We start from the raw sequence: 12,896 nt of genomic DNA, 5'->3' as shown, positions 1-12,896 counted from the left end.
ACTCGGTGCACGTCCCGACAGGCCTGACGTTAACTCAACTTTTTCGATAGACAATAGCGCCGCGACGAAGCGCGCGGGGATTTCGCCGATCTGCGGCGGGACCTGCGCCGTCTTGCGGATTGGTCACACGATTGCCATGTCCTCGCCGCAGTTGGCGTGCACTAAGCGGGCAAATGGGCCAAACCAGTTCACGCGCAGGGGCCACACCGATGACGACAAACGATGGCGGGATGCGACTGCGCCTTGCGGCAGTGCAGCATGTGGTGATACCGGCGCGCGCATGAACGCCCCCGCGCCCTCCTCCCCTGTTTCCGCGCGGCGGCGGCCAGAAAACCGGCTGGTCGTTTCGATCCACGATGTCTCGCCGCGGTTCGAGGCTCAGGTCGATGCGCTGGCGGAGCGGCTGACGCGGCACGTGGGCGAGGCGAAGTTCGCCATGCTGGTGATCCCCGACCATTGGCGCGGCGCGCCGATTGCGGGCAACGCCGCGTTCGCGGCAAGGCTGCGCGGCTGGGCCGATCAGGGCATCGAGATGTTCCTTCACGGCTGGTCCCACAAGGACGAGACGCCGGCGACCGAGGGCCTTGCCGCGATCAAGGGCAAGCACATGACCGCGGGCGAAGGCGAGTTCCTGAACCTGCCGCAGGCCGAGGCGCTCGCCCGCATGCGCGATGGGCGCGCGCTGGTGGAAGACGTCATCGGCCGCCCGGTGGCAGGCTTCATCGCGCCGGCGTGGCTTTATGGCGATGGCGCGCATGCGGCGATGCGCGAGCTGGGTTTTGCACTGGCCGAGGACCACATGAAGGTGTGGCGGCCCGCGAGCGGCGAAGTGCTGGCGAAAGGCCCGGTGATCACCTGGGCGAGCCGCAGCAAGGCCCGCATCGCCAGTTCGCTGCTGGCCGCAGCGCTGGGCCGGGCGGCCCTCCCCTTCACCCGCACGATCCGCGTGGCCGTCCATCCGGGCGATACGACGGTGCCCGCGCTGCTGGACAGCATCGACCGCACGCTGGCGCGCTTCGTGCGCACGCATGAGCCTTCGCGCTATGCCGCGCTCGGCGGCGGCGCATGAACGCGCTGTCGGCCGCGCTGACCCGCGGAACGCCCGCTGGCGCGCAGCCCCTGCGCATTCTGACGTTCCTCCACAGCTTCGAGCCGGGCGGCGTCGAGCGCGTGGCGCTGCGCTTGCATGAGGCATGGCGCGCGCAGGGGCACGACGCGCGGCTGGTTCTGGGGCGCACGGCGGGCGCGATGAAGCGCGAGTGGCCGGGGCTGGAGTACGATGTGCTCGGTCCCGAGGCGATCCCGAGCGCGGCCTGGGAAACGCTGTGGATGATCGCCCTGCTGCCCCGCGCGATCCGGCGGATCCGGCCCGACGTGCTGTTTTGCGCGGGCAATTCCTATACCGTGGTGGCGGTGGCAATGCGGCTGCTGCTGGGCAAGGCCTGCCCGCCCATCGTCGCCAAGATCAGCAACGACCTGACCCGGAGCGACCTGCCCGCCCCGGCCCGCCCGTTCTACCGGGTATGGCTGCGGATACAGGGCCGGATGCTGAACCGGCTGGTGGGCATGGCGCCGCCGATGCGCGAGGAGATCGGCACCCTGATGCGCGCGGAGGATGCGCGGATTGCGGTGATCGACGACCCCTCGCTCGCCGAAGCAGACATCCAGCGGCTGGCGGCTGCGCGCGAAGCCGCCAAAGCGGCGCCGCGCGCGCCCGGACGGCGCTTCCTGGCCATCGGCAGGCTTGCCGCACAGAAAAATTTCGCCCTGCTGATCGATGCCTTTGCGCGCATGGCGGGGCCGGATGACCGATTGGCCATCATTGGCGAAGGTTCTGCACGCCGGGCGCTGGAGGCGCAGATCGCCCGTCTGGGACTGAGCGGAAAGGTGCGCATGCCAGGCCACGTCAGCCCGCTCGATGCCGAGCTGGCAGCGGCGGATGCGCTGGTACTTTCCTCGGAATATGAAGGCGTTCCTGCCGTGGTAGCAGAGGCGCTGGCAGCCGGTCTGCCGGTGGTTTCGACCCGGTGCAGCGTGAGCATGGAGGACATGCTGGGCGGCGGCCGGTTCGGCCTCCTCGTGCCGGTAGGCGATGCATCAGCGCTGGCACAGGCGATGGAAGACATTGCCAAGTTGAAATTTGACGAAGCCGTTGCGCGCGATCAATCACGGCGGTTCACCGTAGAGATAGCTTCGCATGGCTATCTCGCGCTGATGGAGGGCCTCGCCCGTGCTTAACCCCGATGGCGAGGCGGGCTCCTCGAAGGATTTTTCCCCCATGGTTCCACCCGAAGCCCTGACCGAAACCCTGCCGCCAGTGCTGCCTACCGCGCTGCCTTCCACCGCGCCGCTCGAACGCAGCCTGCGCAAGTGGAGCGGCTGGGTCGGCCCGGTGATCTCGCTCGCCATTCTGGTTGCCGTGCTGTGGCAGCTGCGCAAGATCGATTGGGGTCAGGTCTGGTCGATCGTGCCGACATCCCCGTGGATCTGGCTGGTGCTGGCGGCGAGCTACTTCGCAGGGCCGGTGGCGGACTGGGTGATCTTCCGCAAGCTGTGGGGCATTCCGGTTTCGGGCATCTTCCCACTGCTCAAGAAGCTGATCGGCAACGAATTGCTGCTGGGCTATGTCGGTGAAGTCTATTTCTACGATTGGGCGCGGCGCCATGTGAAGATGGCCGGCTCACCCTTCGGCGCGGTGAAGGACGTGGCGATCCTTTCAGCGCTCGCGGGCAATATCATGACAGTGCTGCTGCTGATCTTCACGTGGCCGATCATCAGCCAGCTTGGGCTCGACGGCGCGGGCACGACCGACGGGCACGTGCTCACCACCTCGATCGGCGTGGTGCTCGTCACCAGCCTCGTCATCATGTTCTTCCGCAATGGCCTGCTCAGCCTGCCCCGCGCTGACCTTGGTTTCGTCTTCGTCGTCCACACCTTGCGTATCGTGGCCAATACCGGCCTCTCCGCGCTTGCCTGGCACCTTATCCTCCCCGGCGTGGGCATGGGTTCGTGGCTTTTGTTCGCAACTGTTCGGCTGCTCTTGTCCCGCCTGCCGCTCATTCCCAATAAAGACATCGCGTTTGCCGGAATCTCGACCCTGCTTGTCGGCAGTCAGGTTCAGACAAGCGACATGATTGCCATGATATCGCTTCTGATCGTGGCAACGCATGTGGTGTTGTTCATTGGCTTGATGCTGCTTGATCTGGTGCAGAAGGAGAAGAATGCTTGAAACGGGCCATCTTCCTGGGGACAGCACTTGCGTTGCTTTGCGGCGCAGGGCCAATCCCTTCAACGCCGGATCTGGGCAAGGCCGAAGGGCAATGCCGCCCCGGTGAGAGCGGGCCAGCCTTTCTTGTCGATCTGATCGGCCTCAAGGACCGCGCCGGGCGCGTGAAGGTCGAGGTCTATCCGGCGAACGACAGCGACTTTCTGGCAGACGACAACATTCTGGTCATGGCCGGCAAGACCTTCCGCCGCGTGGAAGTGGGGGTTCCGGCCGAGCCGACGCCGCGCGTATGCATCCGCCTGCCCGGACCCGGCACGTACGCGGTGACGGTGCTGCATGACCGCAATGCCGATCGCAAGTTCAGCCTCAGCCACGATGGCATCGGTTTTTCGGCCAATCCGAAGCTGGGGTGGTCGAAGCCAAAGGCCAGCACTGTCTCAGTCAATGCGGGTGGCGGGCTGACTACATTGCGCATCGTGATGAATTACCGTACCGGCCTGTTCTCGTTCGGGCCGCTCAAACGATCATAGGTATTCGCATGAAGCTCGTGGATGTATGCGCTTTCTACGCGCCCAAGGGTGGCGGTGTGCGCACATATGTTGATCGCAAGCTGAAGGCCGGTGCGGCGCTGGGCCACGAAGTGGTCGTCATCGCACCGGGCGAGGAAAACCGCGTCGAGGAACGCGGACCGAACGCGCGCATCGTCTGGCTGAAGAACACGGTGTTCCCGCTCGATTTCAACTACCGCTATTTCAGCGACGTGCCCGGGCTCTATGCCGCGCTCAACCGCGAAGCGCCGGACATGGTGGAGGCTTCCTCGCCCTGGCGCAGCGCCAGCCTTGTCGGCGATTGGCCGGGCGCGGCGCCGCGCGCGCTGATCATGCATGCCGATCCGCTTTCGGCCTATGCCTACCGCTGGTTCGATGGCGTTGCCCCGCGCCCGGTAATCGACAAGGCGTTCGACCGCTACTGGCGGCACTTGCGCAAGCTCGACACGCAGTTCGACATGATCGTGAGCGCGAGCCAGGGCCTGTCGGACCGGCTCACCAAAGGCGGCCTCGCGGGCGTCGTGACCAATCCGATGGGCGTCGATCCCGGTGTGTTTGCACCCGGCCACCGCGATGCACGGCTGCGCAAGGGCCTGCTCGATCTGTGCGAACTGCCCGAGGACGCGACGCTGCTGATCGGCGTGGGCCGGTTCGCGCCTGAAAAGCGCTGGCCGATGCTGGTCGATGCCGTCACCGCGGCGGGTACGCGCCGTCCGGTCGGCATGGTGCTGGCGGGACAGGGGCGCGATCTCAAGGCGATCGAGAAGCGCATTGGCGGCAATCCGCATATCCGCATTCTCGAGCCGATCACCGACCGGGCCGAGCTGGCGCGCGTGATGGCGAGCGCCGATGCGCTGGTCCATGGCTGCGAGGCCGAGACATTCTGCATGGTCGCGGCCGAGGCGCGCGCCAGCGGGCTGCCGCTGATCGCCCCTGATGAAGGCGGCGCGGCTGACCAGGCGCGTGCGTCTGGCGGGTGGATCTATGAATCCGCCAATGCAGCGGCGGCGGCGGAAACAATCGTGGAATACTGCATCGCGCGCGAAACCGGGCTCGACGGCCCCCGCGCCGAAATCCCGAGCCCGCGCGTGATGGACGACCATTTCGCCGAGCTGTTCGCCAGCTACGAGCGACTGGTGCGCGATAACCGCAGCAAGCCCGGGCCACGCCGCGCGGCGTAAGCACGTTCCCGCTTTTCAATATGATCGAACAATTTGATTGAACTTATCCGGATTTTCCGGATGCCAGAACAGGCTTATCCCGATTGCAACAAGACCGGACGGCCCCTCGCCCGGCCTGACTTGCAAAGGATCATGCCATGACCACCACCACTGCAACCGTCCCCGCCGCCGAAGTCTCCGTCCCGGTCACCGGCCACATCCTCGCCGCCGCCGGCCGCGTCCTGATCGCTGCGATCTTCATTTTGAGCGGCATCGGCAAGATCGCCAACCCCGATGCCACGATCGGCTATATCGCCAGCGCCGGCCTGCCTTTCGCGCCCGCCGCGCTGATCGCTGCGGCGCTGATCGAGGTCGGCGGCGGCCTCGCGCTGATCGCGGGCTTTCGCACGCGGTTCGTGGCGCTGGTTCTGGCCGGCTTCAGCGTGATCGCCGCGCTCGCCTTTCACGCGCACTTCGCTGACCAGAACCAGTTCATCCACTTCCTGAAGAACCTCGCCATGGCGGGCGGCCTGCTGCAGGTCGCGGCCTTCGGCTCGGGCCGGATCGGCCTCGACAAGCGCTGAGCCCCTTCGCGCCTTCCGCGCAAAGAAAAACGGCGGTCGGATCGCTCCGGCCGCCGTTCTGCTGTGCGCGGTCTACGCTGCGATCAGAACTTGATCGAGGCGTCGAAACCGAAAGTGCGCGGCATGTTGAAGTTGCCGTAGTCACCCAGGACGCTGCCGTTGTTGCCGATCACGACAACGTTCGTGTTCGCCGGACCGGTCGTCTGGACAGCGGGAAGGCTGTTCGAAGGATCGCGGCGGTAGACGTACTGGTGGTTGAACACGTTGCGGCTCCACAGGCCGATGTTGAGCTTGTTGGCAGCACCGCCGCCAAGCCCGATGTCGAGCAGCGACAGGCGGGCGTTGACGATGAAGCTCGAGTCAGCCTTCGTGGCAAACTGGTCGAAAGCCTGCGTCGCCTGCGCATAGTTGGCATCGACGTGCAGCTTGGGGCGGGCGCCGCCAAGAATTTCAGGCAGGTCGTAATCAACCGAGGCGCTTGCCGCGTTGCGCGGGGTGTAGACGATGTAGAACTTCTGCAACACGGTCGTGCTGTTGAGCGCGACGCCCGTGCTGCTGAACTGCGTGTACGTCACCGGCACGAGAGGAATGTCGGTGTAGGTATAGGCATAGGAGAGGTTCAGCGTCAGGCGATCGACCGGCTTCACCGTGAGGTCGGCTTCCACGCCGCGGATCTTGGTGGTGCCCGGGGCGTTGAAGGTCACGAGGTTGTTGAAGTTGCCGGTCGCCGTGGGCTGGACCGTCGAAAGATCGACCTGGCTGTTCGTCCGATTCATGACGTAGCCTGCGAGGTTGAGGCGGGCATGGCGGTTGAACAGGTCAGCCTTAAGACCGACTTCGTAGCTCTTGACGTCTTCCGGATTGAACGCCCGATAATCGGACGTGCGCGAGCTAGCGCCGCCAGCGCGATACCCGGTCGCGTACTTCACATAGCCATGGATATCGCTGTCGAAATCATAGGCAACCGTGACCAGCGGGTTGAAGCGCCGCCACTTCTTGTCGAGCGGCTGGTAGCCGTTCTGCGCCGCGATAACCGGGTTGGTGCGGTAGTCGACGTTGCGCGAGAAGGTCAGCTGACCCTGCTTTTCGTCCCAGGTGTAGCGACCGCCGACCGTGATGTGGAGCTTCTCGGACGCATTCCAGGTGGCCTGGCCAAAGGCCGCATAGCTCTTGGAGCGCACCTGCGAGGCACGGTCGATCGAGCAACCGTTCACCGCCTGGCCGACGAATTCCGGCGTATCGGCCGTGCAGAACGTGTTGGGCACGTAGGTTGCCTGGGTGGGCGTGTTGTAGATCACGCGCATCGAGTTCGGCGTGGCGGCGGTGTCGCTCACAGCTTCGGTGAAGTAGTAGAGGCCGGCAACGTAGTCGACCGAACCGATCGTGCCGACAGCCTGCAGTTCCTGGCTGAACTGGCGCTGGCGCAGGTCGGCGAGGCTGTAGCGGCTGAAGGTGCAGCTCGCCGGGCCATTCGCGGTACACGCCGGCGTGTAGTTGACGACCGGCACGCGGTGCGCGCCGCCCGAGTTGTCCCACTGCTGCACGTCCACGCCGCGCCATGCGGTGATCGAGCGCAGTTCGACTTCCGGCGAAATCTTCCACTTGAGGACGTTGGTGAAGCCGTGCGTCTCATCAAAGCTGCGGCGCTGCGGAACGCCGATGTCGGCCGTGCGCATCAGGGTTTCGCCGTTGACCACGACGCCCGGAAGCAGTGGGCGAACGGTGCCCTGCGTGCCGACAAAGGCAGTGCCGGGGGTGGTGCAGGCGCTGCCGGCGGGGATCGCCAGCGGCGAGGCGTTCGAACCGCCGCTGAGGCAGTTGTTGGGGTTGTAGTTGAGCAGCTGGCTGTAGAACGGCGTGTTCTCGTCGCGCGCAACGTCATAGGTGAAATCGTTGGTAATGCCATCGACCGGCTTCCAGCGCACGGCAGCGCGGAAACCCTTGCGATCGAACAGGCCCCAGCCTTCCTGGCCCTGCAGCGGGTTCTTGGTGACGGGATCCTGGTGCTGGTAGACACCATCGAGCTTGACCGAAAAGCCCTTCACTTCGGGCAGGTTCAGGTGGATCGCCGCGCTGCGCGAGCCGATGTTGCCGATGCTGCCATCGATGCTGCCGCCGAATTCGCCGGTGGGCGCCTTCGAGATGAGCGAGAGCGCGCCGCCTTCGGTGTTGCGGCCGAACAGGGTGCCCTGCGGACCCTTGAGCACTTCGACGCGTTCGATATCGAACAGGCCGGTGTTGAGGCCATGCTGGCGGCCCAGGTAGACACCGTCGATGTAGATGCCAACGCCCTGTTCGCGCGCGGGCTGGTTCGCATCGAGCGGAACGATGCCGCGGATGCCGATGGTCAGTGCCGACTGGCGCGCTTCGAAGGTCGCGACGCGAAGGCTCGGCACGCCGCCGTCGGCGAGATCGAGCAGGCTCTGCACGCGGCGCTCGCGGATGGTTTCCGCATTCACCACCGAGATCGAGATCGGGGTCTTCTGCAGGCTGGTTTCGCGCTTCGTCGCGGTGACGACGATTTCCTCGATCGGCACGCCGTCAGGCAGACCGGCGGCAGGCGCTGGTGCGGCCTCCGCTGCGGCAGGCTCGGCCGCAGCGGCCGCGAAGGCAGGAAACGAAGCGAGTGCGAGCGTCGCCGCTCCGGCCAGCAGGCCGGTGCGAAGGGTGTTTTCGAATGTCATGGTAAACCTCAATTAGACAGGTCTTAGGCCCCGGATGACGGCGCTCTAGGCAGCTTGCGTGACGGTTTTCTGACATTCTGACACTGAGCTGTAACGCAAAAGTGGCGGTTTTCCGTGGGTTCCGCTCAAGTGTGACACGATGTCCACGCAGCAAATTTAATGCTGGAATTCTCTGAGTCGCTATTTGTAACTTTTTATTGCTTATCCCTATATCGTTCGACATATCTTCTACCCTCCATGAAGAAAATTGCGCACCGCGCGGTCCGGCATGTGGTGAAACCCTGCCCTTCAACACTTCCTTTTTGCCGCGCGCGAATCCGTCCTGTCCGCAGGGATGCCGAGCTTTCGCTCAAACGGCTTCAGCCAACGGCCAGTGGCGCACAGGCCACGCTTCGTCGCAACAGCAAGGGCATGGGGGTTGGATGATCACCCTTTGCCTGCCTTAGTCTGGTGAGGGATCGCCAACGCGTTCGGGATTTGCTGGGACAATGACAATCAACCGGCGCCAGCTCATTGGCGCCCTTGCCGGAACCGCTGCCTCGCTCGTGCTGCCGCGCGATGGGTTGCAGGCGCAGGAAGCCGAACTGCCGGGCGGCACGTTCTGGGGCACCGTGCCTGTGGCCGAGGCAAGCACGCCGGTCGTGCAGGGTGAACCGGTGGCGATTGCGCGGTCGGGCATTCTGCCGCTCATTCCCCGGGCGCTCGCCGCGCTTGACCAGCACGGCGCGGTGATCGCGGTGCGCGACCGCATCGGCATCGTCGATTTCTCGCAGCCTTCGCGCGAGGCGCGTTTCCATATTGTCGATCTCGTCGGGGGAACGGTTTCGGCCCCGCTGCTGGTCGCCCATGGCCGGGGATCGGACCCGGCGAATCGCGGCATTGCCGAACACTTCTCGAATCTGATGGACTCAGAGGCGTCCTCGCGCGGCAGCTATGTGACGGGCGAGCTCTACTACGGCAAGCATGGCCGTTCGCGCCGGCTGGTGGGGCTCGATCCGGATAATGACCGGGCGATGGAGCGCGGCATCGTTATCCACGCGGCAAGTTATGTGTCCCCCGCCGTCGTTGCCGCGCAAGGTCGCGTTGGCCGCAGCCAGGGCTGTTTCGCAGTGAACCCGCGCGAGATCACGCAAGTGCTTGAAACACTCGGCCCGGGCCGCCTGCTCTTCGCAGCGAGCTAAGCGAGTCTAACTCCCGAGCCCCGCTCACCCTGAGCTTGTCGAAGGGTGCTGGCGCCACCCTTGCGCATGATGCTTCGACAAGCTCAGCATGAGCGGGATTGGGTGCGTTTCAGATTGGCTTCTTGTGCAATAGCGCCATCCGCAGGCACCGGCAGACAACTTCGTCCCGCTGGTTGAGTGCCTCGTGCGCAAAGGTCACGATCCCTGCATCTGGGCGTGATTTGCTAGCGCGCAGTTCCACCACTTCGCTGGTCGCGCGTAGGGTATCCCCTAGGAACACGGGCTTGGGCATCACCAGCTTGTCGTAACCGAGATTGGCGACGAGCGTGCCGACCGTAGTGTCGCCCACCGAAAGCCCCACCATCAGCGCGAAGGTGAAAGTGCCGTTGACGAGGATCTGGCCGAACTCGCTGGCGCGCGCGGCTTCGGCATCGATGTGCAGCGGCTGCGGGTTGTGCGTCATCACCGAGAACAGGAGGTTGTCCGTCTCGGTCACGGTGCGGCGGATTTCGTGGGTGAGCTTGTCGCCCACCTGCCATTCATCGAAGTAGCGGCCTGCCATATTCCCAATTCCTTGTTCGTGCCCCCTCCCCTCAAGGGGAGGGTTGGGGAGGGGTTTACGGCGCTGGCGCCCATGCGCTTCGCGCTCCCCCTCCCCCATCCCCTCCCCGCCGGGGAGGGGGGTTTTTCAGTCGTCCGCCTTCTCCACGCGCACCAGCAAGGCTTCCACCTGCACTTGCGAGCCCAACGCCACAGTCAGCTCCGCCACCGTGCCATCAAACGGCGCGGTGAGCGCGTGTTCCATCTTCATCGCTTCGAGGACGAGGAGTTTCTGGCCCTTGGTGACGGTGTCCCCTGCGGTGACTTCGACCGCGATGACCTTGCCGGGCATGGGGGCGAGGATTGCGCCGTCTCCGGCGTGAGCTCCTCGACCGGAGCCGTCCCAGCGCGTCTGGACCACCAGTGCCGCGCCTTCCCGAAAGACTACACCGCCATCGCTGCGCACCCGTGCCTCAACGCGACGTTCGAAGTAATCGTCCGGAAGTTCCCGGCGGACCGTCTGGCCATCAGCTACAAACGCGATCTCATGGTTCCAATCGGCGTTCAACCGGAACCCGAAGTTCTGCCGCCAAGGCTCGCTCTCAAAGCGATCAAAATAGCTGTGATCGATGGAAGGACCGGGCCAGCGCCCCCGACTCAGCGTCTTGCCAAGCAACAATGTAGTGGCATCATCGAGCAGGGCTTCGATCAACGCTTCCGGCTTTTCCAAATCGGCCGCGTGCTGGGTGATGAAGCCGGTATCGATTTCCGCGCTAGCAAACAGCTGATGGCCGACCAGACGCTTCAGAAAAGCCGCGTTTGTCTTGACCGAGGAGACCTGCGTCATGCTGCAGGCCTTCAAGAGCTTCCTAAGCGCATCGGCCCGTTTGTCGCCGTGCACAATGATCTTGGCGATCATCGGATCGTAGAACGGCGATATGCTGTCGCCGTCCTCCACCGCAGCATCAATGCGAGCGGGCGCGGCGATCTCGAATGTGGAGACTTCGCCAATGCTCGGCAAAAATCCCTTCGCCGGATCCTCCGCATAGAGCCGCGCTTCCATCGCCCAGCCGTTGATCGAAAGCTCGTCCTGCCGCTTGGGCAGCGGCTCCCCGCCCGCCACGCGCAACTGCCATTCGACCAGATCGACGCCGGTGATTTCCTCCGTCACCGGATGCTCCACCTGCAGCCGCGTGTTCATTTCCATGAACCAGATGCGGTCCGCGCGCAGGCCCTCGCTGGCATCGGCGATGAACTCGATTGTCCCCGCGCCAACATAATCGACCGCTTTCGCCGCCTTCACCGCCGCCGCGCAGAGCGCCTCGCGCGTCGCATCGTCCATGCCCGGCGCGGGGGCTTCCTCGATCACTTTCTGGTGGCGGCGCTGAAGCGAGCAGTCGCGCTCGAACAAGTGGACGACATTGCCGTGGGTATCGCCGAAGACCTGCACCTCGATATGGCGCGGGCGCTGGATGTACTTCTCGATCAGCACATGGGCATTGCCGAACGAAGCCGCAGCCTCGCGCTGGCACGAGGCGAGCGCATCGGCAAAGTCCGCCGCCGCCTCCACCTTGCGCATCCCCTTGCCGCCCCCGCCTGCGACGGCCTTGATGAGGACCGGGTAGCCGATTTCAGCAGCTTGGTTGGCAAGGAAGGCCGGGTCCTGGTTCTCGCCCATATAGCCCGGCGTGACGGGCACGCCCGCCGCCGCCATCAGCTGCTTGGCCGCGTCCTTCAGGCCCATCGCGGTGATCGAGGCGGGTTTCGGGCCGACCCAGATCAGCCCTGCGTCGATCACGGCCTGCGCAAACTCGGCATTCTCGGAGAGGAAGCCATAGCCGGGATGGATCGCCTCCGCGCCCGTCGCCTTGGCAGCGGCGATGATCTTCTCGCCCACCAGATAGCTTTCGCGCGCCGGGCTCGGGCCGATATGCACCGCCTCGTCCGCCGAACGGACATGCAGCGCCTTGGCATCGGCATCGGAATAGACCGCAACGGTGCGAATGCCCATGCTGCGCGCCGTGCGGATAATGCGGCAGGCAATCTCGCCGCGATTGGCGATAAGGAGAGACTTGATCACGCGCCGCACCCTTCCGTACGCGAGGAGAACGTGAGGTTCATCACTTTCCAATTGCCGTTCTCGCGGACGAAATCGAAGTGATCGATCCCGCAACTGACCAACTTGCCTTCAATCGAGACGGTGAACGGCGCCCAGACCATCGCGATATCGCCATCACGCTCCACGATCATGTCGCTGATCTGCTCGTGAAAGCCCGAGCCCAGCTTCATGTTCGCCGCATACTCGGCAAAGCTCTGGCTGCGCAGGCCGGTGAACCCGCTGCGTAGAGTCCCGCGCGCGGTAACACGGCCCAGCGGATAGACCAGCTGAAGCAGCGCGGGGCCATCGCCCTTCTCCAGCGTGGCGAACAGCGCATCGACGACGGCAATGACTTCCTTGTCAGCGAAATCGGGTGGCGGAAGACGCTCGACCTGCGGAAGCGGTTGCGCGGCTAGCGCGAGGGCGGTGAGGAGATGGATCATAACGCAGCCACAAGGCGATTGATCACTGCAAAAGCGGCGTCTCGCAAATCATAGGGGCAACCCCAATAGTCGAAAATTCCGCCGTCGCGATCATTGGACCCACACGTAACAAATACCCCGGTGCCGAGTTCGGCCTTCAGGAGCGAAGCTAACCAGCCCACAAATCCGCTGTTGTCTGCATCAGCTTGAAAATGGAATCTGAACAAGGCAAACCTTTCGCCGACGCCAGTCCACTCGACGAGCTGACTCCACACCTCATCATCTCGCACGAACGCGAGCGAATTGTGGTTTGCGCGGGCAGCAAACTCCGAGATCGGGAATGATTCAAAGGTCCAAATGCCGTCGTATAGCTTGAGGCGCGCTTCCTGGATTACGCGGCGGAGGCGGCTGTCAGTCTGGACGACCGATTCATTGGAAACACTGACCATGTTA

General features: G+C 64.4%; 12 protein-coding genes. 7 read left to right on the top strand and 5 right to left on the bottom strand.

Annotation, left to right across the window (positions count from 1 at the left end):
* Positions 1-280 precede the first annotated feature (280 nt).
* The 6 genes from ACO06X_RS19215 (at position 281) to ACO06X_RS19190 (ending at position 5,518) form a co-directional block, all read left to right on the top strand.
* Positions 281-1,069: a DUF2334 domain-containing protein gene (locus ACO06X_RS19215; RefSeq protein WP_421837733.1), complete on the top strand. Its 789-nt coding sequence runs from the start codon at positions 281-283 to the stop codon at positions 1,067-1,069.
* Positions 1,066-2,238 (top strand): glycosyltransferase, encoded by a 1,173-nt coding sequence (locus ACO06X_RS19210; RefSeq protein ID WP_421837732.1) that lies wholly within the window; start codon positions 1,066-1,068, stop codon positions 2,236-2,238. The genes ACO06X_RS19215 and ACO06X_RS19210 overlap by 4 nt, the downstream gene beginning before the upstream one ends.
* Positions 2,239-2,278: 40 nt before the next feature.
* Complete coding sequence (locus ACO06X_RS19205; RefSeq protein WP_421837731.1) at positions 2,279-3,229, top strand: hypothetical protein; 951 nt, start codon at positions 2,279-2,281, stop codon at positions 3,227-3,229.
* Positions 3,226-3,756 carry a DUF2141 domain-containing protein gene (locus tag ACO06X_RS19200; RefSeq protein ID WP_421837730.1) on the top strand — a complete coding sequence of 177 codons (531 nt, stop codon included), beginning with the start codon at positions 3,226-3,228 and terminating at the stop codon, positions 3,754-3,756. Before ACO06X_RS19205 ends, ACO06X_RS19200 begins: the two co-directional genes overlap by 4 nt.
* An 8-nt stretch (positions 3,757-3,764) precedes the next feature.
* Positions 3,765-4,955 carry a glycosyltransferase gene (locus tag ACO06X_RS19195; protein ID WP_421837729.1) on the top strand — a complete coding sequence of 397 codons (1,191 nt, stop codon included), beginning with the start codon at positions 3,765-3,767 and terminating at the stop codon, positions 4,953-4,955.
* Positions 4,956-5,092: 137 nt separating this feature from the next.
* Positions 5,093-5,518, top strand: a complete 426-nt coding sequence (locus ACO06X_RS19190; protein WP_421837728.1) for a DoxX family protein — start codon at positions 5,093-5,095, stop codon at positions 5,516-5,518.
* Between the two features lie 83 nt (positions 5,519-5,601).
* Here ACO06X_RS19190 and ACO06X_RS19185 read toward each other — a convergent pair whose 3' ends face one another.
* On the bottom strand, positions 5,602-8,202 hold the full coding sequence (locus ACO06X_RS19185; RefSeq protein WP_421837727.1) for a TonB-dependent receptor: 2,601 nt from the start codon (positions 8,200-8,202) through the stop codon (positions 5,602-5,604).
* A 488-nt stretch (positions 8,203-8,690) separates the two neighbouring features.
* Between ACO06X_RS19185 and ACO06X_RS19180 the strand changes: the two genes are divergently transcribed.
* Positions 8,691-9,383: a murein L,D-transpeptidase catalytic domain family protein gene (locus ACO06X_RS19180; protein WP_421837726.1), complete on the top strand. Its 693-nt coding sequence runs from the start codon at positions 8,691-8,693 to the stop codon at positions 9,381-9,383.
* A 109-nt stretch (positions 9,384-9,492) separates the two neighbouring features.
* On the opposite strand, the gene ACO06X_RS19175 is transcribed toward ACO06X_RS19180, so the two are convergent.
* The 4 genes from ACO06X_RS19175 to ACO06X_RS19160 all read right to left on the bottom strand — a co-directional run bounded on the left by ACO06X_RS19175 (position 9,493) and on the right by ACO06X_RS19160 (position 12,892).
* On the bottom strand, positions 9,493-9,945 hold the full coding sequence (locus tag ACO06X_RS19175) for a MaoC family dehydratase (RefSeq protein WP_421837725.1): 453 nt from the start codon (positions 9,943-9,945) through the stop codon (positions 9,493-9,495).
* 126 nt (positions 9,946-10,071) lie between these two features.
* Positions 10,072-12,003 (bottom strand): acetyl/propionyl/methylcrotonyl-CoA carboxylase subunit alpha, encoded by a 1,932-nt coding sequence (locus tag ACO06X_RS19170; RefSeq protein WP_421837724.1) that lies wholly within the window; start codon positions 12,001-12,003, stop codon positions 10,072-10,074.
* Positions 12,000-12,464, bottom strand: coding sequence for a hypothetical protein (locus ACO06X_RS19165; RefSeq protein ID WP_421837723.1), 465 nt, complete (start codon positions 12,462-12,464; stop codon positions 12,000-12,002). The genes ACO06X_RS19170 and ACO06X_RS19165 overlap by 4 nt, the downstream gene beginning before the upstream one ends.
* Positions 12,461-12,892, bottom strand: coding sequence for a DUF6196 family protein (locus tag ACO06X_RS19160; RefSeq protein ID WP_421837722.1), 432 nt, complete (start codon positions 12,890-12,892; stop codon positions 12,461-12,463). Before ACO06X_RS19160 ends, ACO06X_RS19165 begins: the two co-directional genes overlap by 4 nt.
* Positions 12,893-12,896: the final 4 nt, after the last annotated feature.

It is taken from the genome of Novosphingobium sp. (assembly GCF_965229225.1).
In the GTDB taxonomy this organism is placed as follows: Bacteria; Pseudomonadota; Alphaproteobacteria; order Sphingomonadales; family Sphingomonadaceae; genus Novosphingobium.
This window is presented reverse-complemented; position numbering and strand designations above follow the sequence as displayed.